Raw genomic sequence first — 21,586 nt, 5'->3', positions numbered from 1 at the left:
CGCGCCCGCGCGGAAGGCGGCGCCCCGTGAGCGACTCCCCCGTGCCCATCCTCATGTACCACTCGGTCGCCGCCGCGCCCAACGACGCGACGCGCGCCCTTTCCGTCGCGCCCGAGGCGTTCGCCGAGCAGATGGCGCTGCTCGGGGACCGGGGATTCACCCCGGTCGGCACGGCGGAGCTGGCGGCGGGGTGGCGCTTCGGCGCCGCCCTGCCCGCCCGGCCCGTCCTGATCACCTTCGACGACGGATACGAGGGCGTGCACCGGCACGCCCTGCCCGTGCTCGCCAAGCACGGCTTCGCCTCGACCCTGTTCGTCTCGACGGGCTGGCTGCGCGGGGCGTACGACACCGGGGGCGGCCTCGACACGATGCTCAGCTGGGACCAGGTACGCGAACTCGCCGCCGAACAGGTCGAGATCGGCGGGCACAGCCACACGCACCCGCAGCTGGACCAGATCGACGACGACGCGCTCCGGTTCGAGGTGCGGCGCTGCCGGGAGATCGTCGCCGACGAACTGGGCACCCGGCCCAGCTCGTTCGCGTACCCCTACGGCTACTCGAGCCGCCGGGTGCGCCGCGCGGTACGGGAGGCGGGCTTCGCCCAGTCCCTCGCCGTCGGCAACGCCCTGGCGCGCCGCCGGCAGGGCCCGTACGCCCTGGAACGCGTCACCGTGCGCCGCAGCACCGGTGTCGAGGAGTTCGAGCGGCTCGTCGAGGGCCGTGCGATCGCCCGCGGTTTCGCCCGGGACCGTGCCCTGACCAAGGGGTACGCCATGGTCCGAAGAGCACGACAGGTCCGCCGGAAGGCCATTCGTTCCCGTGTCTGACACGACGACCACAGCACAGGCCTCCTCGCCCACGGCCGAAGCGCCCGAACAGCGGCCGGGGCGCCGGCTCCGCCTGCCCGGGCGGGGCCGCAAGAGCGACGGCGGAGGCAACCAGCTGTTCCGCAACGCCTACGCCCTGATGCTCAACACCGGTATCTCCGCAGTGCTCGGGCTCGGCTACTGGCTGATCGCCGCCCGCTACTACTCCGACTCGGCGGTCGGCCAGGGATCCGCCGCGATCGCCGCGATGAAACTCCTCGCGGGGGTGACCGCGGTGACGCTGACGGGTGCCCTGGCCCGCTTCATCCCCGTCGCCGGGCGCGCCACCGGGCGCCTCATCTTCCGTACCTACGCGGGCAGTTCGGTGGTCGTGGCACTGGCCGCCGGCCTCTTCCTGCTCACCCTGAAACTGTGGGGTCCCTCGTACCACTTCCTGCACGGACCCCTCATCGGCCTCGGCTTCGTCCTCGCGGTCGTCGCCTGGTCGCTGCTGACGCTGCAGGACGGGGTACTGACCGGGCTGCGCAGCGCGCTGTGGGTGCCGGTGGGCAACACCGTGTTCTCCGCGGCCAAACTGGTCCTGCTCATCGGCCTCGCCGCCGCGATCCCCACCAGCGGTGTCTTCGTCTCCTGGGTCGCCGCGATCGCCCTGTCCGTCGTGCCGCTCGGACTGCTGGTCTTCCGGCGCCTGGTGCCCCGTCACATCAAGGCGACCGAGGACCGTGCCAAGCCGCCCTCTCTCAAGGAGATCGGCCGCTTCCTCGCGGGTGACTACACCGGCTCGCTGTTCTCGCTCGCCGTGGTCTACCTCGTCCCCGTGATCGTCGCCTCGCAGGTCAGCTCCGCCGACAACGCGTACTTCTACATCACCACGACGATAGGCGGCACGGTCAATCTGCTCGCCATCAACATGGGCGCCTCGCTGACCGTCGAGGGTTCGCACGACCCCGCGCGGCTCGCGGCGAACACCCGGGCCGCGGTCAGGCGGATGGCCAGGATCATGCTGCCGGTGTGCGGACTGCTGTTCCTCGGCGCGCCGTTCATCCTGCACGTCTTCGGTGAGGGATACGCGCACGCGGCGACGCCGCTGCTGCGCTGGTTCGCGGTCGGCGCGCTGCTGCGGGTCGTCATGGAGACCTACTTCGCGGTGCTCCGCGCGCAGAGCCGCACCTCCGGACTCGCCTATCTGCAGGGACTGCTGTGCGTCCTCGTGCTCGGCCTGACGGTGGTCCTGCTGCCCCGGATGGGGCTGACGGGCGCGGGCGTCGCGGAGATCTCCAGCCTCGCGGTCATCGTGTCGATCGCGGCGCCCCGGCTCTTCAAGATCGTGCGTCACGCGCCGCCCGCCGAACTGCCGCAGGGCGCGGCGCCGGACGGAGACCTCGCCGACCTCGGCGCGCGCGACGTGCCCGCGGCCGAGCCGAGCGAGCCGAAGCGGCCCGCCTGGACCCTCGACTCCGACACCCTCGCCCTCGGTATCCACGTCGACTTCGACCACCAGGAGCGCCGCCCGGACGTACGGCCGGGGCCGGGCACTCCGCCCAGCGGGACATCCACGGCGCGCCCGGACCACCGTCCGGCCTGGGCGCTGCGGCCGCAGCACCTGCCGACGCCGGCCCTGGGACTGCCGGTCGAGTCGCGGGAGCCGGGCTCGGAGGCGTCCCTGGGCCCTGCGGAGGCCCCGGAGGTGGACGCTCCCTTCGAAACACCCGTCCTCGAACGGGCGTCCTCCTTCGACGCGGACGACGACGACACGGACAGCGCCCCCTCGGGGGCGCGGGGAACCGCGCGCCCGGCCCCGGACGACCCGCGGCCGCCGGACGACCCCACGCCACCCCTCCGCGACCGCCTACGGCACCCCTCCACACCCGGCGTGCTCCTCGGCCTCCTCCTGATCTCCGCACTGCTCCTCTACTGGGTCCCCGCACTGAGCCTCGGCGACGCCTCCCTCGACACGATGGGCGGCCTCGGCCTCGTCTCCGTCCTGCCGCTGCCCACCCTCGTGGGCGCCGCCCTGCTGGTCGCGGTCTTCGCCTCGCTGCTCTGGACGAGCAGCGAGCACAAGGGACTGCTGCTCGTCACCCTGCTCGCCACCGTGGTCTCGCTGCACGCGCTGCCCGCGGTGATCGAGACCGAACCGCGGTTCGCGACGGCCTGGCAGCACCTCGGGTTCCTCGACTACATCGACCGGACCGGGTCGGCCGTGCCGGACCTCGACGCGCGCTGGAGCTGGCCCGGCTTCTTCGCGGCGGCCGCGTTCGTCGCCAGGGCCTGCGGTGCCGGCGACCTCACCGAGGTGATCCGCTGGTGGCCGCTGACCATGCAACTCCTCTACCTGGCACCGATGTTCCTGCTCGTGCGCTCACTGCGGGCGAGCTGGCGCGCCAAGTGGACCGGCATCTGGGTCTTCGTCCTGAGCGGCTGGGTCGGCCAGGACTACTTCTCCCCGCAGGGCTTCACCTATCTGCTCTACCTCGCCTTCGTGGCGATCCTCCTGGTGTGGTTCCGGGCACCGCGCGTGCTGTGGACGAAGGCACGGCCGGGCGAGGCGGAGGTCGAGCCGACCGACCGGCGTCAGCGGGCCGTGCTGCTCATGGTGCTGATCGGCCTGTTCGCGGCGAGCGTCCCGGCCCACCAGCTCACCCCGTTCGTGATGCTGGGTGTCCTCGCGGTCCTCGTCCTCGTCGGCCGCTGCGAACTGCGCGGCCTGCCCATCCTGTTCGCGGTGCTGGTCTCCGTCTGGATCGGCTTCATGGCCGAGCCGTACTGGTCCGGACACTTCAATGAGCTGTTCGGCGGGGTCGGCGGGGTCGGCAGCAACGTGTCGACGTCCGTCTCCGGCCGTATACAGGGCGGCAGTTCGACCCACAAACTCGTCCTCTACGCGCGCGTGCTGCTGGCCGGCGGCGTGATGGTCTTCGCCTGCTGGGGCTGGTGGCGGCGGCGCGACCACAAGTACCGCGAGCGGTCGCTGCTCGTCCTCACCTTCGTGCCGTTCCTCGGCTTCGGCATGCAGTCCTACGGCGGCGAAATGGCGCTGCGCGTCTTCATGTTCGCCCTTCCGGGCGCGGCGCTGCTCGCCGGGCTCGCCCTGTTCCCGCGCACCGGCGTCACCGCGAAGGAGCGGGAGAAGGACCGGGCGAGCCTCGCCCCGCTCGCCGCCCTCATGGCGGGCCTGCTCCTGATGGGCGGCTTCCTGGTGGCCCGCTGGGGCAACGAGTCGTTCGAGCGGATCAGGCCGGGCGAAGTCGCGGCCATGAAGTACGTGTACGCGCACGACGACCCGACCGTCCGGCTGCTGTGGCTGAGCAATGACACCGTGAACGACGTGACGCCCGCGATGCCGTGGGGCACGAAGGACATGGAGAAGGTGCAGTACGTGCCCACGGCGGCGCCGACCGACCCGGTCCTGGTGTCGGGTCTGGTCAAGTCCCTCAAGGACGCGGGCCCGAACTCGTACCTCATGATCAACCGCAGTCAGGTGGTCTACCTCCAGATGGACGTCGGCTACTCGGCGACCTGGCCGGCCCGGCTCGTGCACAGCCTCGACGACCGGCAGGACCTCAGGAAGGTCCTCGTCAACGCCGACGCGACGGTGTACGCGCTGCGCGAGCAGCCCGCGGGGGACATCCCGAAGGCCGAACCCGGGCCGATCGGCCCGCAGGTCACCTGGACGCCGTGGTCGGTCGTCGGGGCCCTGGCTGCCATGGCGCTCGTCGTGATGCTGACGGCGCGGGAGATCATCCGGGTGGCGGTGCGGCCGAGCGTGCGGCAGCTGCGGTGGCTGCAGAGCAGCTTCTGGTTCTCGCTGCCGCTGCTGGCGGTGCTGCTGGCCTCGCTGGTGCAGCGGTTCCTGACGATGAAGTAGCCGGGCCGCGGGGGGTGGAGCGGCTCACCGGGTGAGCCACTTCACCCCGTACGCCCCCATGACGAACCTCCGGCCGTCGACCTGTGCGCTGATCGGCCGGTTCCGGGTGTTCACCACGAGTACGGCCTTGTCGGTGGCGAGGACGCGGACGTTGGGCACGTCGTCGGCGGCGACGGACACCGTCTCGTACCTGGCCCCCGGTCCGAACGCCGCGCCGAAGCGGGAGACCAGGTCGAACATGGGCAGGGCCGCTCCCCCGTCGGCGCCGTCGGTCGGCGTCCACAGGCAGCCCTCGCAGCCGGAGCCCTTCTCCTCCTCCGGGTTCCAGTAGAAACCCGAGGTGGCACCGCCTCGGGCCATCGCGATCATGCCGGCGGCCTGCACGGCGACACGGTGGGTCTCGGACCAGCCCTTACGGTCGTCGTTGCCGTCGGCCGGCTCGACGTAGTACTCGGCCCACCACAGCGGCAGGCCGTGCGTCCGCGCCCGTACCCACTCGCTGACGGCCGTGAGCTTCCCGGTGGCTCCGAACTCGTCGGGCAGCAGGTCGTCGTCCTTGGTGTAGCTGGAGCCGTCGACGACGACGAAGTCGGCGCCCGCCTTGTGCTTGTTCCAGTAGTCGAACGCGTCGAGGACACGCTGGTCCATGGCGCCCCAGGTGCCCTTCACGGTCGTGGACGCGTTCTCCTTCTGGCGCGGGTCGAAGCTGTCCATGACGAGATACGGCCCGCCGACCATGATGTCCTTGTCGACCTTCTTCAGCGCCTTGTACACCAGGTTGTAGAGCCGCGTGTAGCCCTCGTAGTCCCAGCGGGCCTCGGCGTTGTTCCAGAAGCCCTTGAACTCGTTCCAGACGATGAAGTGGCGTACGTCCGGATAGCGCTTGGCGACGGTCGCGGCGAGCTCGGCGAAGTCCTCGTAGTGGGCGCGGTCCGGCGCGGTCTCCAGGGACGCCTGGCTCCAGTTCGTGTGGTTCGCGCCGGGCCTGCCGCCCTTCATCCAGTCCGGCGAGCAGCACAGGGTGACGACCGGGGTGCCGCCGGACTTGCGGACGAAGTCGATGCGGCGGTCCATCTCGGTGAAGTCGTAGCGGCCCTTGGAGGGCTCGGGATTGCCGGCGCCCCAGCCCATGATGTGCTGGTTCTGCGGCAGCGACCGCTTCTCCAGCAGTCCCTCGGCGCGCTCGGTCGCCGTGTCGCTGCCCTCGTCGGCGCTGTACTGGGTGTGGGTGAAGCCCCAGCCCACCGCCGGCTGCGGCGTCCCGGGCGGGGTGACCGGTGTGCCGTGCACCTTGTCCCCGTCACGGGTCGTGCCCGCGGTGCTCGCGCCGCCCCCTGGCAAGGTGTTGAGCAGGGTCACCACCAGGGCCAGAGCGGCCACTCCCACGCCGAGCAGCGCGGTGAGCCGCCACCGCTGTGCCCCCGAATTCCACCCATGACGTCCCATCATGGGCAACAGTAACGGCGCGGATCGGCCGCCGGACAGAGCTTGTGGACCCACAGGATGGCCACGTTTTCCGGGGCGGCGGCGCCCGCGGCCCCGCGGCGGGGACCCGGCCGTGCGGCCGGAAGGCGGCTGAACTGGGGCGCGTCCAGGGGAACACCGGCAACAGGCTGCGGAAATCCCGTGCGCGGGTCCCCTTGGTGACGGATCATGGCGGCATGTCTGGCAACCCACAGGACGCACTGCCGATCCGGCTCAACGTCGATGACAGCGACTCTCCGTCGGATGTCGTCGACGCGCTGTTCCTCGGCCGCTTCGCGACGGGCGAGCAACCTCACTCGCACGCGGCGAACATCGACCGGGTACGGTCCGGGGCGACCCTGCTGCCACCGGGTGCCCGTGTACTGCGCTCGGCCCGCGACGACGACCGCAGCGCGATGCTGGCGGAGGGGGACGGCTGGACCCTCCTGGTGTCCCGCTGGAACCGGGGCGCGGACATCACGGTCACCGCGACCAGCGCCGAACTGGCCGAGAAGGTCCTCGACCAGGCGACGGACGGCGCGACGGACGAACCCGAACCCCAGCCAGAGAACGTGACGATGGGCTTCTGGTACGTGTCCCCGCGTCGCGGCCCGCACCGCACCACGCGGCAGATCTCCGCGGGCACGTGGGAGGAGGTCCGGCCGAACTACACCGGCCCGGTCGCCGCCGCGATGGACAGCCTGATGAAGACGACCCCGGAGGACATCGCGGGCCGGCTCCTGCTGCTGCACGGCCCGCCCGGCACCGGCAAGACGTCGGCGCTGCGGACCCTGGCCCGCTCCTGGCGGGACTGGTGCCAGGTGGACTGCGTCCTGGACCCCGAGCGGCTCTTCTCCGACGTCGGCTATCTGATGGACATCGCGATCGGCGAGGAGGACGGCACGGGCAAGGGCCGCTGGCGGCTGCTCCTGCTGGAGGACTGCGACGAACTGATCCGCGGCGAGGCGAAACACACCGCGGGCCAGGCCCTCTCGCGCCTGCTCAACCTCACGGACGGCCTCCTCGGCCAGGGCCGCAACGTCCTGGTGGGGGTGACCACGAACGAGGATCTGGAGCGCCTCCACCCCGCCGTGGTGCGCCCCGGCCGCTGCCTCGCCCGGATCGAGGTCGGCCCGCTGACCCGGTCCGAGGCCGTCGGCTGGCTCGGCACGGAGGAGGGCGTCTCCCGCGAGGGCGCCACGCTGGCGGAGCTGTACGCGCTCCGCCGGGGCACCTCGCCCACCTCGGTCCCCGACCCACGCGACGGCGCGGACGCGGGGTTGTATCTGTAAGCCCTTCGGGGCCGGTGCGTGAGCACATCGACCGCATCGTCGACATGCGCCGCTACCAGGTGATGATCGAGAGCGCCTTCCCGTCCGATCGGGGCGGCGCCTCTGTCGGGGCAGCCCACAAGGTGAGCCCGCCCCGAGAACGTCCCGGAGCATGGTCGCCGGACTCACCTTCCGCGCCCGGCCCGCCTCTCCTTCCGGGCTGCGCGGTGAGCCGGGAGAAGCGCCCGCTAGGCGCCGTCGTCGTAGACCGCCCGCAGGGCATCCCGTACGGCGTCGAGCGCGGCGGACTCGGTCAGCGCGAGGCGGCGCACGCGCTCGGCGTACGCCTGAGCGGCCGTCGCGGCCTCGCGCTCGGCCGCCGAACCGGCGGCGGCCACGAACGTACCGTTGCGGCCCCGCGTCTCGATCACCCCGTCCGACTCCAGTGCCCGGTAGGCCTTGGCGACCGTGTTCGCGGCGAGGCCGAGCTCCTCGGCCAGCCCCCGTACCGTGGGCAGCTTGTAGCCGACCGGGAGTGCCCCGGAACGGACCTGCCCGGAGATCTGGGCGCGCACCTGCTCGTAGGGCGCGGCCCCCTCATCGATGTGGATCTTCAGCGTCACGCGGCGATTGTCCCGTACTCGCGGGGTGATGAGGGGTACCGGAGCAGAGGCAGCGGAAAAATGAGAGGTGGCCGCACCCGCCCCGCGCGTAGCGTGCGAGTCCATGACTGTGATCGTCGATGACCTCCGCCCCGACGACCGGCGGCGGACCGAGGGTTTCGCCCGTGTCCGCGACCGGGCGCTCCCCTACGTGCTGTTCACCCCCGGCTCCGTCGCGTACGACGTCACTCACGCGCATCCCGACGCCCACTACCGCCCGCTGGTCGCCGAACTGGACGGCGAGGTGGTGGGCACGGCCCAGGCCGGCATCGCGTACGACAGCCCGGAGCCCGGCCAGGGCTTCCTCAACGTGTACGTCGACCCGGACCGTACGCGCCGGGGCGCGGGCTCGCTCCTGGTGCGCGCCGCCGAGCGGCACCTCGTGGCCGTGGGGGCGACCAGGCTCTTCGCGTGGGTCCTGGACGAGCCGGACAACCGGGCGTTCGCCGAGCGGCACGGCTACCGCGCCGGCCGCTCCGCCCACTTCCTCCGGCTGGACCTGGCGGGCGCCGCCCTGCCGCCGCGTCAGGACCCGCCGCCGGGCGTGGAACTGCGCTCGGCATCGGACTTCGCCGACGACCCGCGCCCGCTGTTCGCCCTGGACGCGGAGACGTCGGCCGACGAACCCGGTGACATCTCGCATGAGTTCACGGACTACCGGGCCTGGTTGCGGGAGACCTGGCACCACCCCCTGTTCAGCGCGGAACTGACCACGGTCGCGCTCGTCGACGGCCGCCCGGCGGCCTTCAGCGCCGCCCGCACGGACGGCGGCACCCGCTACGGCACCGTGATGACGGGCACCGCCGCCGCCTTCCGCGGTCGTGGCCTCGCCAAGCTCGCCAAGAACGACTCCCTGCACCGCGCCCGCGCCGCCGGCTGCACCGAGGCGTTCACCGGCAACGACAGTGGCAACGGGCCGATGATCGCGATCAACAAGTGGTTCGGGTACGAGATCTGCGGCACGGAGGTGCGCCATGTCCGCGAACTCGGCTGACGGTCCCCGCCGTCTCGACGTCGTCCTCGTCAAGTCCGGCCGTACGAAGATCCGTTATCCGGCCGAACTGCTCCACGACGACGGCACCCGGGTCACCGTCCGCGCGCCGTGGGCGGCCGACGGCGTCCGTGACTTCGGCTTCGTACGGTTCGAGCCGGGTGACGTCCTCACCGAGCACTACTGGCGGGACCGCTGGTACGCGGTGAAGGAGGTCCGTGACGCACGGGGGGTGCGCAAGGGCTGGTACTGCGACATCACCCGTCCGGCCACCGTCTCGGGCGGCGAACTGGTCGTCGAGGACCTCGACCTGGACCTGTGGCGCTCCGCGGACGGCACGGACGTACGGCGCCTGGACGAGGACGAGTTCGCGGCGAGCGGCCTCGCGACCAGCGATCCGGCGGCCGCGGCCGCCGCGCTCGCCGCCCTCGACACCCTCGAGCTCCTGGCCCGCCGGGACGACTTCGAGACCCTGCTCGCCAGGCCGTGCCCGACCGCCCGACCGGACGAATAACGCCGCTCCGTCACCACGTGGGCACACCACGTCACGGCCGGCGAGTTCGCCCCGGGGAATTACCGCACGCCGCGCGTGGTTCCAGTTTCAACAGCGATCGACGCCGCTCGGACCTGGATTCATGTCGCCGTAACCCGCCGAGCGTCCCGCAGTGACACCGAACGCTGACAGTCAATCGTGACGCCCGCCACAGACAGATCGCGACCGATGAGGAACTCTCCCCGGAAGGGTCTACCTCCGTACGACAACGGAATCGGGTAGACGCAAGGAGGCAGCCATGCGCCGTGTGACCGTGCAGAAGCCCCTGAGCAGGTCGGACTCCCGTCGTGCGCGGGACAGGGCGGACGAGCGTCCGGCCGAGCGCCCCGAAGTGCGGAAGGACATCCACCGCACGTGGTGGCCGGACGAGTGAGCCGCCCCGGCACCACGCCGCGGAACGCGGGCCGTCAGACGAGCCGCTTGCGGTAGTGGACGCGGTCGTACGGGCCGTCCACGCGACGCTCGACGACCTCGTAGCCGTACTTCGGATAGATCTTCCGGTTCTCCCACATCATCGCGTTCGTGAAGAGCCTGACCTCGGGTAGCCCGAGCTCCCGCGCGTGGGCCTCCACGAACGCCAGCAGCCGTCGCCCGACGCCCTTTCCCCGGGCGTCCGGGTGGACGGCGATGCTGTCGAGGTACAGATGGTCCTCGTACGCCTCGACCACCACGAGACCGGTCACGGACTCCCCGGGGCCGCCGGTGACGAACACCCGCCCCGCGGCCACGTTCGCCGCGTGGTCCGCCTCCATGGGCTGCGGCACCACGCCGATGCGCGCGATGTAGGGGTGGTACGCCGCGTCGGTCACGGTCTTCACCGCGCCCACGTCCGAAGCGACGGCGCGACGGATCCCCTGTTCGTCCGAACCGTCTGTCACGGCCTGAACGTTACCCGCGTCACGACGCGTCGCAGGCGCCGGGCGAGGGAGTGGCCGGCACGGATCGAACAGACGCGGACCGACTCCCCAACCCCCCATCCTGAGCCCCCCGTTAGCCCCGCCTTAACGCGGCCATAAGGATCTCCCGCACCCGTCCCCAGCAGGCGATTTCGCGGTTTCCGGAGGCTAGTTTGCTGATCACCGCAGGTACTCCGGGCCGATCGCGCCCGCTCAGGACCGTTTCGATCGAGGAGCTCCCCCATGTCCGGTCGCCGCAGGGCCGCCAGCCTCGCCGCCGTCGGTGTCGCCCCACTCGCCCTGACCGCGCTCGCCGCCGCGCCCGCCTCGGCGCACGGTTCGATGGGAGACCCCGTCAGCCGGGTCTTCCAGTGCTACGCGGAGGGTCCCGAGAGTCCCCGGTCCGCCGCCTGCGAGGCGGCCGTCGCGGCGGGCGGCACCCAGGCGCTGTACGACTGGAACGGCATCCGGATCGGCGACGCGAACGGCCGGCATCAGCAGCGCGTTCCCGACGGGAAGCTGTGCAGCGCGGGCAACGACGAGTTCAAGGGCCTGGACCTGGCCCGCGCCGACTGGCCCGCGACGGCCGTGAGCGCGGGCGCGTACACCTTCAGGTACCGGGTCACCGCCCCGCACAAGGGCACCTTCAACGTGTACCTCACCAAGGACGGTTACGACCCGTCGAAGCCGCTGGCCTGGGGGGATCTGGATCTGGCGCACCCGGTGGCCACCAGGACCGACCCCGCCGCGACGAACGGCTACTACACCTTCTCCGGCACCCTGCCGAAGCGCTCCGGCAAGCAGCTCCTCTACGCGGTCTGGCAGCGCTCGGACAGCCCGGAGGCGTTCTACTCCTGCTCCGACGTCACCTTCGGCGGAAGCGGTGGTGCGGGCAACAGTGGTGCGGGCAACGGCGGTTCAGGCAACGGCGGTTCGGTCGGCAGCGGCTCCGGCGGCAGTGGTTCCGCCGACGGCGGTTCGGGGGGCGGCGGCGCGGGAGGCGGTGTCTCCCCCGCTTCCAGCGCGCCCGCGCCGGTCGCCTCCGCTCCCTCCGAGGAACAGATCGCCGACGGTGCCGACAAGTCGGCGGTGCGGCACGACCACCACGACGCTGCGGCCACTCCGGTCGACGCCTCCGGCACGCCCGGCGGCCCGGACGCGTCCGGGGCTTCCGCCCCTTCGGCCGATCGTCCCGAGGCGGCCGGCGCCTCGGAGAACCTCGCCGAGACCGGCGGCGACTCCGACACCCCGTACCTCGCGATCGGTGGCGCGAGCGCGCTGGCACTGGGCGCGGCGGCGCTGTTCGCCTCGGTGCACCGCCGCGCGGTGAACGGGGGCAGGCACGGTCGCTAGTGCCTGCCCCTTCCCGCCGGGCGGGAAGGACTCCGGGTCCTGTCCGGCGGCTCAGGCCGGACAGGACCCGGCACCGGGCCATCGATCAGCTGAACACCGAGGCACAGTTGGTGGTGCTGGCGTGCGCGGGATCGAGGGCGTTCGCCGCCTCGTGGAAGGCGATCCGGTCGAGGAGGCCGATCGCCGCGTGCTCGGAGATGTCGACCGGGCACAGGTCCTGCAGCAGCACGTTGTGGACGTCGGATCCGGTGAGGAACTGCGAGCGGTAGGGGGTGACCACCTCGTCGTACCTGGTGGCGATCACCGTGTAGTGGACGCCCGGGACGGTGTCGCCGCCGGCGTTGAGCTTGGTCAGGAACGCGGACCCGGCGATCTGGTCCGCGAGCGCGGGCGTGGCCGCGGACAGCAGGTCCTCGGCACCGGGGAAGTACGGCAGCAGCTTGGTGAGGCCGTCGAGGGTGGTGCCGTGGTTGTCGGGCGCGATGCCGACGAAGGTGTTCACCTTGGCGGCTCCGCCGAGGAACTTGAGGTAGTAGTGGGGCATCATGCCGCCCTGCGAGTGACCGACGAGATCGACCTTGGCGGCGCCGGTCGCGGCGAGCACCTTGTCGACATAGACCTGGAGCTGTCCGGCCGACTTGTCGATGGGACCGAGGCCGTTGAAGATCGGGACACCGGGCAGCTGCCCGTAGTCGAGCGAGAAGACGCAGTACCCGCGGTCCACCAGGTAGGGCGCGAAGGACAGCCAGTTGTCCACGGAGTTGGCGAAGGTGCCGTGGACGAGGACGACGGGGCGGGGATGGGTGGCGGAGGGGCGGCAGGAGTAGTTGTTCCAGCCGCTGCTCGGAGCGGCGGCGTGGGCGGTGGCGGCGGGGACGACCGCGACGGCGGCGGCCAGCAGCAGTGCGACGAGGGGTCTGAGCAGGCGCTTCCAGGGCAGCATCGGGTGATCTCCTTGCGGCTCAAGGGAGTGACGGCGGCGTACGCCCTGTGATCCGGATCACGAGGATGCTGTTCACTCGTCAAGTTACGAGTGAGTAGCCCAACTGTGAAGTTACGCGTCAGTAAAAACTTCCAGTGATAGTCGGTGGTGGTGATACGCGCCGCCGCGCCGTCACCAGGCGGGCCTGATCGGACCGTAGGGCGCGATCCGCAGCAGACGCTCCCGCAACACGCCCACCTCAGCCTCTCCGAGCAGCTCGGCCCACGGCCGGACGGCCTCCGCCGCCGACTCCTCCGCGGCACGCGTGCAGGCCCAGCCTCGCTCGGTCAGCACGACCAGGCGGGCGCGCGCGTCACCGGGATGCGGGTGCCGTTCCACGTACCCCTTGCGCACCAGCTCCTCGACGAGCTGGCTCGCGGCCTGCTTGGTGACCCCGAGGTGCGCCGCGAGCTCGGTGACCGTCGCCCCGTCCGGAGCGAGCCGCGTGAACGCGAAGCCGTGCGCGGGCCGCAGCCCCTCGAACCCGCGGGCGACGACGCCCTCGTGGATGCGCTGAGTCAGCTCACCGGCGGCGGCGAGCAGGGCGGCGGACAGGGCCATGGCCTCGGAGTTCTGCACGGAAGCATTGAAACACCCCCCGCCCATCGGTCAAGTGGCTTGACTATCTAGTCAACCTGCTTGACCATATGCACATGGTCAATCCACTTGACCGTTTTCGTCCAAGCGCCACGGAGGCCAGCCATGCCCGTCGTCCGCCCGTCCGACGCCGTCGTCCACGAGATCCACGGTGCCCGTTTCCTCTCGTACGCCACGCCCCTCAGCGGCAGCGAGGAGCTGTGTGCCTGGCGGGGTGAGATCCCCGCCGGGACGAAGGCCCCTGTGCACACGGTCACTCGTGAGGAGATCTTCCATCTCCTCACCGGGGAGCTGCTGATCACGCTCGACGGCCACGCCGACCGGATCACCGCGGGCGACACGGTGATCATCAACTCCGGCACGGCCTTCGGCGTCGAGAACCCGACCCGGCAGACCGCGACCTCCTGGGTCACCACGTCCATCGGTCTCCGGGCGGAGCTGGCCGACGGCTCGGTCATCATTCCGCCCTGGGCCAACTGACCCTACGGGCAGTCGGGTTCCGGGCGCGGGCGGGCGAGGATCCGCGCGGCGGGCGTCCCGGCACGGTCATGTACGGCCCTCGCCCTCACCCTCACCGTCGCTCGGGTCCGCGCCCGGTCCACGGCCCTTCGACCCCGGCGGATCCTGTCGCCCCCCGAGGTCGAAGGGGGCCACGGCAGGCAGGCCACCTGCCTCCGATTGGCCCTCCACCCGGAGCACGACGCCGGGGACACTGACGCTCAGATGCCGCGCTTGGAGGAGTCGTGATGCAGGTAGCCGTGGTCACTTTCGACGGGTTCAACGAGCTCGACAGCTTCATCGCTTCCGCGCTGATCAACCGGTGCCGCAAGGACGGCTTGGAAGCCTTCATCACGACACCGACGCCGGTGGTCACGTCGATGAACGGCGTCGAGGTGACCGGGCAGCGCCCGATGGAGTTCGTGACCGAGGCCGATGTCGTACTGATCGGCAGCGGCGTGAAGGCGCGGGACGTGGTCGCCGACGACCGGCTGATCTCCAGGATCCGGCTCGACCCGTCGCGACAGCTGATCGGATCGCAGTGCTCCGGCGCGCTGGTACTGGCCCGGCTCGGGCTGCTGGGCGGCATGCCGGTGTGCACGGACCCGAAGAGCCGGCCCTTCGTCGAGGCGTGCGACGTCACCGTGCTGGACGTCCCGTTCCACGCCGAGGGCGACATCGCCACGGCGGGTGGCTGCCTGGCCTCCCAGTACCTGGCCACATGGGTGATCACCCGCACCCTCGGGGAGGCCGCCGCGCGCGGTGTCCTCGACTACGTGGCTCCGGTCGGCGAGAACCAGGAGACGGTCGAGCGCGCCCTGCGCGCCGTCCACACGGGCGAGGCCGCACTGCGCTGACGGTGCGCGATCGGCCTTGTGGACGGCGAAGGGGGCCACTGCTGCCACCGCCTTCCCCCCGGGGGCTTGGGCGGCGCTGAGGGCGCGCCCTGTGACAGGGGACGCCCTCAGCGTGTCGCTCATCAGCCGACGCTGCCGGACTTCACGACGATCTCCCGGTGGCCGAAGGGCTAGGGAGATCGTCGCCACCGCGGACGCCGGGAGTTGGGACGACCGTGTGGTGAGTACGGTGACGGCCTTCACTGCAGGTCGGCGAGATCGTGCACGATGTGGCGCGTGGCCGGATAGAGCGCGGTGTACGACGCGTACAGGCGGTCGTAGATCTCACGCGTGTGGGCCTGGGGCCGCACCGTCGTCTCGGCCACGGCCCAGTCCGTGTCGCGCGGTACGAGTCCGAGCCCGACCGCGGAGAGCAGGGCGTCGCCGTAGCAGGCCCCGATGGTCTGTGCCGGTACCTGCTGTTCCCGGCCGGTGACGTCGCTGACGATCTGGGTCCACAGTCCGCCCTCGGTGCCGCCCCCGACCGCCACGATGCGCCGGACCGGGTCGTCGGGGTCTTCCAGGAAGTCGAGGATCTGGCGGACGCCGAACGCGATGCCCTCGTAGGCGGCCCGGAACAGGTGCCCACGTGTGTGGCGCAGGGTGAGGCCCGCCACCACGCCTCGGGCGTGCGGGTCGAAGATCGGGGTCCGCTCACCGGCGAAGTACGGGAGCATCAGCAGGCCGTCCGAACCGGCCGGCACGGCTTCGGCCTCGGTGACCAGGGTGTCGAAGGACTCTCCTCCGGTGACGTCCTGGAGCCACCGTGTCAGGGACCCCGAGGTGGACATCCCCGCGGCGATGGTCCGTCGGCCCGGTTCCACTCCTGCCGTGGTCCACAGTTTGGGGTGCACCCGGTACGTACCCAGCACCTGGACGAAGAACAGCGTGGAGCCGTACATGAGCATGAGGTCGCCGGGATGCCGTACACCGGCGGAATGGGCCTCGGCCCAGGCATCGATCGTCCCGGCGGAGACAGGGGTGCCGACCGGGATCCTCGTGGCCTCCGACGCCGCGGCGGTCACTGTTCCCACGACCTCGTGAGGGTGGACGAGTCGCGGCATCTCCAAGTGGCCCACGATGTCCGGGAGCCAGTCCTGCGCCCAGGATCCGGCATGGATGTCGTACAGCGGGTCGCATTGGCTGGCCGTGTGGTGGTCGAGTACGTAGGCGCCGGTGAGCTTGGCGGCCAGATAGGAGTGGGAGTTGTACCACCTCGTTCCGCGAGCCCATTCCCGTGGCTCGTTGCGCTGCATCCACAGCATCTTCGGGCCCACGGCCTGGGTGCTGAGTGCCTTGCCGCAGCGCCCGAGGACGGTGTCGGCGCCGAGCCGCTCGGTGAGGTCGCGGATCTCCCGCTCGGCCCGGCCGTCGATGCCGTAGAGGATGGCCGGCCGCACGGGCTCCGCGTCGCTGTCGCAGACCAGCAGGCAGGGGCCGACACCGCTGACGCAGAGTCCGGCGAGGGTGTGGGGACCGATCCGGTCCATCAGCTCACGGGCCACCGCGGTGAAGTCGCCCCACCAGACTGCGGCGGCGTCCACTTCGGCCCAGGACGGTCTGGGCAACGACATGGTGTGAGGGCGGACGGAGGTCGCGACCACGGATCCGTCCAGAGTGGTGAGTACGCCCTTGGTGCTGGCGGTGCCCGTGTCGATACCCAGCACGAGTTCGCTCATGGCAGTGTGTCCGTTCCGTCGTCGAAACCGTGGGAGGAATCCTGCGAGGACAGGATGCGGGCGTGGACCGACGGGCGCTCGAAACGCGGGACAGTTCATCGGGTTCTCGGCGCGAACGGTCAGTTCGCCAGAGCGGCCGGCCGTACAGCCTCCGGCCCGAAACGTCGACGGGCGCGGTCTGCGGCGGCTTCGGCCGCGCGGGCGCGGGCATCGCCGGGGTCCAGGGAGAGCTGCCGGCAAGCGCCGTCGGCCGGCCGCAGCCCGTCGGCACGGATCGCGAAGGCGCGGACCCTCGCACGCTGCAGCCCGAGGGAGGTCAACAGCCCCAGGGCTGTCGCGGCGAGGGCGGGTGAGTGGTTGGTGGGTTCCGGCAGCGCACGCGTGCGCGTGGTGGCGCTGCGGTCGGCGTACCGCACCGTGAGAGTGAGCCGGTCGGCGACCTGACTCTCACCACGCAGACGTTGGCCGATCCGGTCGGCGAGCCCCAGCACCGCGCGGTGATGCTGGGCAGGATCGAGGGAGTCCCGCTCCAGCACGAGGTCGGCCGACAGATGCGCTGCCGGTTCCGAGGGGGTGACCGGCCGGGGGTCGCGGCCGCGGGCGCGCTCGGCCAGCAGCCGGGCGGGGCCCGCGCCGAGAAGTCGCTGCAGGGTTCCCGCCGGCAGGTCGACGATCTGGCCGATGGTGTGCAGGCCGTACCTGCGGAGCGTCTCCGCGGTGGTGCGGCCGATTCCGGGAAGAGCGGTGACCGGCCTGGGATACAGCCAGTCGGCCACGTCAGCGAGGGGAACCCAGGTGGTCTCGCCCGGCGCGGACGCGTCGGCCGCCATGGCCGCCAGCATGCGGTTGTTCGCGAGCCCGGCACTGCTGTCGATGTCGTAGAGGGCCTTCAGTCTGATCTTCGCCGTCTGGACCATGTCGTACGGGGACAGTCCGAAGTACCGCAGCGCCGATGTCAGGTCGAGCTGGACGGCGTCGGGCGGAACGGCCTGGACGTGCGGTGTGATACCGGACATCAGTTCGATTATATCGGCGTACTGATCCTCGTTCAGCGAGGCGTGCGGGTGGAGGTGGGCGATGTACCGCTGACGTGCGTTCATCCCGCTCCTCGAGTCCATCCCGTTCATCCCGTTCATCCCGTTCATCCCGCGCTCCCCGGGCTTCGGTGGCCGAACTTCTTCAGGTCGGCGGAGCGGCTGCCGGCGGGCTGGAGGTCGGCGTAGGGGTGCAGGCGAGCGCCCGCGGTGCCGTCGGCCAGGGTGCGGCGCGGCTGGGCGGGCTTCGGGTGCGACCGTCCCGCAGCCGGCTGGGCCGGGGTCGGGTGCGGGTGCTCGGCGCCGAGGAGGGCGAGGGCGGCCTCGGGGCCGTTGTCGCGGCGGGCGGCGGCGATCTCGTCCAGGTCCCAGGCCATGGTGCCGACGACGGTACGGCGGGTGCCGCGCACCTGGACCGTGCCGCGCACCAGCAGCAGCCCGCTGTGGAAGACGGTGTACGCGCAGGCCGGGTGGGAGTCCTCGAAGAAGGCCAGGTCGACCAGGCCGGAGCCGTCCTCCAGCGTCACGAAGATGACCCGCTTGCCGCTGGCGATCGGCGGGGTCTGGGTGGAGGCCCGCACACCGGCGACCAGGACCTGCTGTCCGGCGCGCAGCCCGGCCAGGTGCGCCGCGTCGGTCGCGCCGATCTCCCGCAGCAGCCGGTGGTGGTGCTCCATCAGGTGCTTGGAGACGTCGATGCCCAGGGTGCTCAGCTCGGCACTCAGGGCTTCGCGTCCGGTCATCTCCGGCAGGCCGCTCGGCTCCGCTCCCCCGGGCGCGCTTGTGTCGAGGGGCAGTTGGCCCGAGCCCGCGGTGCGGTGACGGGACTGCCGGTGCAACTCGGCCATCTGCAGCAGCAGATCGCGCCGGGTGAGCCGGCCGTCGTGCAGGCAGGTGAGCGCGCCGATCTCGGCGAGGCGTTCGGCGACAGGTCTGCCGGGACGGGCCCGCTGCCAGAAGTCCGACAGGGATCCGTACGGCTGCCCCGCCTCGATACGCGCGCACTCGTCCTCGCTGATGCCGTGCACGGCGGACAGGGCGAGTCGTACACCCCACTGATCTCCGTCTGCCTTCTCCACGGTGTGCTTCACCTTGGAGTGGTTGATGTCGACGGGCAGGACCGGCACGCCGCGGCGGCGGGCGTCGGAGACCAGGACGCGCTTGGGCCACATCCCGGGGTCGTGTTCGAGCAGGCCGGCCAGCAGGAACGCCGGATGGTGCGCCTTGAGCCAGGCGCTCTGCAGGGCCGGTACGGCGAAGGCCACCGCGTGCGCACGGCAGAACCCGTACGCGCCGAAGGCCTCGACGGTCTTCCAGACCTCGTCCCGGACCGCCGCACTGTATCCACGTGCGCGTGCCAGACCGTGGAACCAGTCCTTGATCTTCGGCAGCCGCTCCTTGTCGCCGAGCGCGCGCCGGGCGATCTCGGCCATCGCGCGATCACAGCCGGTCATCACATGCACCGTCTCGATGATCTGCTCGTGCCAGATGGTCACGCCGTAGGTGTCGGAGAGGACCGGCTCCAGGTCCGGGTGGGCGTAGGCCGGCGAGCCGCCGTGGCGGGCGGCGATGTAGCGCTCGGGCATGCCTCCGGCGACCGGTCCGGGACGGAAGAGACTGATGTCGGCGATCACGTCCTGCGGATCGCGGGGCTGCAGCCGGGACAGAAGATCCTGCTGGCCCGGCGACTCGAGCTGGAACAGGCCCAGGGTCTGGCTCTCCTGGATGAGCTTGAACGCGAAGACGTCGTCGAGCGGCACCTGCTCGGGGTCGTCCAGGTCGATGTGGTCGCCGGTGGTCCGTTCGATCTCGGTGACGGCGTGGGCCATCGCGGACTGCATCCGGACGCCCAGGACGTCCAGTTTGATGTTGCCCAGCGCCTCGATCTCCTCCTTCGCCGCCATCGCCATCGGGTAGTCGCCCTGGGGGGTGGGCTGCACGGGCAGGCGGTCCAGGAGCGTCGCGTCGCTGATGACCACGCCGCAGGGGTGCATGGCCATGCCGTGGACCAGCGAGTCGAGGCCCTCGGCGAGCTCCCACAGCGGCCCGTAGCGGTGCGCCTCGGCCGCCAGCCGTCGCAGTTCGGGCAGTTCGGCGAGCGCGCCGGTGATGTCGGCGGCCCGCAGGTGCGGGAAGCTCTTGGCGATCCGGTCGACGTCCGCGGGCGCGATGCCGAGGGCGAGGCCGGTGTCCCGCAGGGCCCGGCGTGCCCGGTAGGTCTCGGGCATGGCGGTGACCGCCACCCGTTCCTTGCCGAACCTTTCGAAGATCACGTCGTAGCACTCCAGCCGACGGGCGGACTCCACGTCGATGTCGATGTCGGGCAGCGAGGCGCGGCGCACGCTGAGGAAACGTTCGAACAGCAGGCGGTGGTCGAGCGGGTTGGCCGTCGCGATGTCCAGCGCGTGGCAGACCATCGACCCGGCGCCCGAACCGCGGGCCGCGACACGGATGCCCTTGGCCCGGATGTCGGCCACGACCTGGCCGACGGCGAGGAAGTACGAGTCGTAGTTCAGCTCGGAGATCACGGCGAGCTCTTCGTCCAGCCGGCCGAGCACCGCCCGGTCGTGGTCGAGGCCCCGCCGGGCCAGGCCGGCCTCGCACTGCCTGCGCAGCAGTTCCGCGGCTCCTCGCGCGACGGGCTCGGCGCCGAAGACCGAGGGTTCCGGGAAGTGCGCGACGCCCAGCCCGAGGTCCGCTCGGGGATCGACGGCGCACGCGGCCGCCGTGTCGGCGGTGTCCGCCATCAGCCGGCGGGCCCGCCGGACGTCCGCTCCGGCGCATTCGGCGACCATCCGCGCGACGGCCGCCATTTCTCTCTCACCCTTGAGCCAGCGCTGCCCGCTGTCCAGGCGGCGCCGGTCGATCGGCCGCAGCAGCCGGGCCGCGTCCAGGACGTCGGCGAGGCGGTGCTGGTCGGGGTCGGCGTAGCGGACGGCGTTGGAGAGGACGGCGGTGGTGCGGGTGCGGTCCGCCAGGGCGAGGGTGCGGGCGGCCAGGCGCAGCGATCCTGGGCCCGTGCCGAAACGATTCTGCGCAACGATTTCCAATCGGACATCCCTCCCGAAGATCTCCTTCCAGGGCGCCAGCAGCTTCATCGCCACGTCCTCCCGGCCCACCGACAGCGCCCGCACCGGTTCCGAGAGCGGCCCGAGCAGCACGGTCAGACCGGGGCCGCCGTACTCGTGCAGCGCCTCCCAGGGCACCACCGGCGGCGTACCGGACACGGCACCGACATGGGCGGCCGACGTGATGCGGCACAGCCGCGCCCAGCCCGCCCGGTCCTGCGCGAGGAGCACGAACCGCAGCGGCGGCTCGGTCACGTGCGCTCCGCCACGCGCCGGGGTGCGGCGGCGCTGGGCGGGCGGCGGAGGCGCGAGGGCCTCCACCGCCAGGTCGATACCGAAGACCGGCCGGACCCCGTCCTTCATGCAGGCCCGCGCGAATCGAACAGCTCCGGTGACCGTGTCCCGGTCGGTGAGTGCGAGTGCCGGCACACCCCGCTCGGCCGCCCGCCGGACGAGCTGCTCGGGATGGGCAGCCCCGTAGCGGATGGAGTAACCGGACGCGACGTGCAGATGGGCGAAGCCCGCCATGCCGCACCTCCATCGCTCCTACCCCTTTTCAGCCATACGCCCGATACGTTCATCGCACGCCCGTTCGATTACTCTAACCCCATCAGTCCCGGTCAGCGATTAGATTCGAACACATCAGCGATTCTTTGGCGAGCGGGGCAGTGACCGGAACAGACGCCGTCCCGCCACCTCCCCAGCAGGGAAGCGCAGTTGGAAAAAAACGCACTGCGGCACGCTCCGTACGCCACCGTTCGACAACCCGGGGAGGGTGGACGGCAACGGTGTGCCACACGAACGTCACGCCTTGCAATGATCCGGAGCGGACAGCAGGCCGGCCTTCGTGACAGTCGCGGTGGTCGCGGTGGTCGCGGCAGCCTGCCGTGGTCGGCGGCCAGGGTCGTGGCGGGGCCCGCTGTGGAGCCCTGAATAGAGACATCCGA

At 71.4% G+C, this 21,586-nt stretch carries 17 protein-coding genes; 9 read left to right on the top strand and 8 right to left on the bottom strand.

The window, feature by feature from the left end:
* Positions 1-26 precede the first annotated feature (26 nt).
* Together ABZV34_RS12090 and ABZV34_RS12085 are read left to right on the top strand one after the other, a co-directional pair.
* On the top strand, positions 27-827 hold the full coding sequence (locus ABZV34_RS12090; protein ID WP_356273848.1) for a polysaccharide deacetylase family protein: 801 nt from the start codon (positions 27-29) through the stop codon (positions 825-827).
* Positions 820-4,695, top strand: a complete 3,876-nt coding sequence (locus ABZV34_RS12085; RefSeq protein WP_356273845.1) for a lipopolysaccharide biosynthesis protein — start codon at positions 820-822, stop codon at positions 4,693-4,695. Before ABZV34_RS12090 ends, ABZV34_RS12085 begins: the two co-directional genes overlap by 8 nt.
* 24 nt (positions 4,696-4,719) lie before the next feature.
* Here the strand turns inward: ABZV34_RS12085 and ABZV34_RS12080 are convergent, their stop codons facing one another.
* Positions 4,720-6,141, bottom strand: a complete 1,422-nt coding sequence (locus ABZV34_RS12080; RefSeq protein ID WP_356274185.1) for a xylan 1,4-beta-xylosidase — start codon at positions 6,139-6,141, stop codon at positions 4,720-4,722.
* Positions 6,142-6,356: 215 nt separating this feature from the next.
* Between ABZV34_RS12080 and ABZV34_RS12075 the strand changes: the two genes are divergently transcribed.
* On the top strand, positions 6,357-7,451 hold the full coding sequence (locus ABZV34_RS12075; protein WP_356273842.1) for a DUF5925 domain-containing protein: 1,095 nt from the start codon (positions 6,357-6,359) through the stop codon (positions 7,449-7,451).
* Between the two features lie 227 nt (positions 7,452-7,678).
* On the opposite strand, the gene ABZV34_RS12070 is transcribed toward ABZV34_RS12075, so the two are convergent.
* Positions 7,679-8,053 carry a GntR family transcriptional regulator gene (locus tag ABZV34_RS12070; protein ID WP_356273839.1) on the bottom strand — a complete coding sequence of 125 codons (375 nt, stop codon included), beginning with the start codon at positions 8,051-8,053 and terminating at the stop codon, positions 7,679-7,681.
* Between the two features lie 103 nt (positions 8,054-8,156).
* Here ABZV34_RS12070 and ABZV34_RS12065 point away from each other — a divergent pair, with 103 nt between their 5' ends.
* The 3 genes from ABZV34_RS12065 (at position 8,157) to ABZV34_RS12055 (ending at position 10,009) form a co-directional block, all read left to right on the top strand.
* The gene (locus tag ABZV34_RS12065) at positions 8,157-9,086 is read left to right on the top strand and encodes a GNAT family N-acetyltransferase (protein WP_356273836.1); all 930 of its coding nucleotides are present in this window, start codon (positions 8,157-8,159) and stop codon (positions 9,084-9,086) included.
* Positions 9,067-9,597, top strand: a complete 531-nt coding sequence (locus tag ABZV34_RS12060; RefSeq protein WP_356273834.1) for a DUF402 domain-containing protein — start codon at positions 9,067-9,069, stop codon at positions 9,595-9,597. The genes ABZV34_RS12065 and ABZV34_RS12060 overlap by 20 nt, the downstream gene beginning before the upstream one ends.
* Positions 9,598-9,874: 277 nt before the next feature.
* Positions 9,875-10,009, top strand: a complete 135-nt coding sequence (locus ABZV34_RS12055) for a hypothetical protein (RefSeq protein WP_282189840.1) — start codon at positions 9,875-9,877, stop codon at positions 10,007-10,009.
* A 34-nt stretch (positions 10,010-10,043) separates the two neighbouring features.
* Here the strand turns inward: ABZV34_RS12055 and ABZV34_RS12050 are convergent, their stop codons facing one another.
* Positions 10,044-10,514 (bottom strand): GNAT family N-acetyltransferase, encoded by a 471-nt coding sequence (locus tag ABZV34_RS12050; protein ID WP_356273831.1) that lies wholly within the window; start codon positions 10,512-10,514, stop codon positions 10,044-10,046.
* Positions 10,515-10,775: 261 nt separating this feature from the next.
* Between ABZV34_RS12050 and ABZV34_RS12045 the strand changes: the two genes are divergently transcribed.
* Positions 10,776-11,885 (top strand): lytic polysaccharide monooxygenase, encoded by a 1,110-nt coding sequence (locus ABZV34_RS12045; protein ID WP_356273828.1) that lies wholly within the window; start codon positions 10,776-10,778, stop codon positions 11,883-11,885.
* An 85-nt stretch (positions 11,886-11,970) separates the two neighbouring features.
* Here ABZV34_RS12045 and ABZV34_RS12040 read toward each other — a convergent pair whose 3' ends face one another.
* Together ABZV34_RS12040 and ABZV34_RS12035 are read right to left on the bottom strand one after the other, a co-directional pair.
* Complete coding sequence (locus ABZV34_RS12040; RefSeq protein WP_356273825.1) at positions 11,971-12,828, bottom strand: alpha/beta fold hydrolase; 858 nt, start codon at positions 12,826-12,828, stop codon at positions 11,971-11,973.
* A 171-nt stretch (positions 12,829-12,999) separates the two neighbouring features.
* Entirely contained in the window at positions 13,000-13,446 is a 447-nt protein-coding gene (locus tag ABZV34_RS12035) for a MarR family winged helix-turn-helix transcriptional regulator (protein ID WP_356273822.1), read from the bottom strand.
* A gap of 123 nt (positions 13,447-13,569) precedes the next feature.
* Here ABZV34_RS12035 and ABZV34_RS12030 point away from each other — a divergent pair, with 123 nt between their 5' ends.
* Both ABZV34_RS12030 and ABZV34_RS12025 read left to right on the top strand, forming a co-directional pair.
* Positions 13,570-13,944 (top strand): cupin domain-containing protein, encoded by a 375-nt coding sequence (locus tag ABZV34_RS12030; RefSeq protein ID WP_356273819.1) that lies wholly within the window; start codon positions 13,570-13,572, stop codon positions 13,942-13,944.
* A 266-nt stretch (positions 13,945-14,210) separates the two neighbouring features.
* Entirely contained in the window at positions 14,211-14,819 is a 609-nt protein-coding gene (locus ABZV34_RS12025) for a DJ-1/PfpI family protein (RefSeq protein WP_356273816.1), read from the top strand.
* A gap of 239 nt (positions 14,820-15,058) precedes the next feature.
* On the opposite strand, the gene ABZV34_RS12020 is transcribed toward ABZV34_RS12025, so the two are convergent.
* The 3 genes from ABZV34_RS12020 to dnaE form a co-directional block, all read right to left on the bottom strand.
* Positions 15,059-16,537, bottom strand: coding sequence for an FGGY-family carbohydrate kinase (locus tag ABZV34_RS12020; protein ID WP_356273814.1), 1,479 nt, complete (start codon positions 16,535-16,537; stop codon positions 15,059-15,061).
* 119 nt (positions 16,538-16,656) lie between these two features.
* The gene (locus tag ABZV34_RS12015; RefSeq protein ID WP_356273811.1) at positions 16,657-17,637 is read right to left on the bottom strand and encodes an ImpB/MucB/SamB family protein; all 981 of its coding nucleotides are present in this window, start codon (positions 17,635-17,637) and stop codon (positions 16,657-16,659) included.
* A gap of 41 nt (positions 17,638-17,678) precedes the next feature.
* A complete protein-coding gene (gene dnaE / locus ABZV34_RS12010) occupies positions 17,679-21,167 on the bottom strand; it encodes a DNA polymerase III subunit alpha (RefSeq protein ID WP_356273808.1) in 3,489 nt (1,162 codons plus the stop codon).
* Positions 21,168-21,586: the final 419 nt, after the last annotated feature.

The organism is Streptomyces sp. NPDC005195, assembly GCF_040608315.1.
GTDB classification, from domain to species: domain Bacteria; phylum Actinomycetota; class Actinomycetes; order Streptomycetales; family Streptomycetaceae; genus Streptomyces; species Streptomyces kaempferi.
This window is presented reverse-complemented; position numbering and strand designations above follow the sequence as displayed.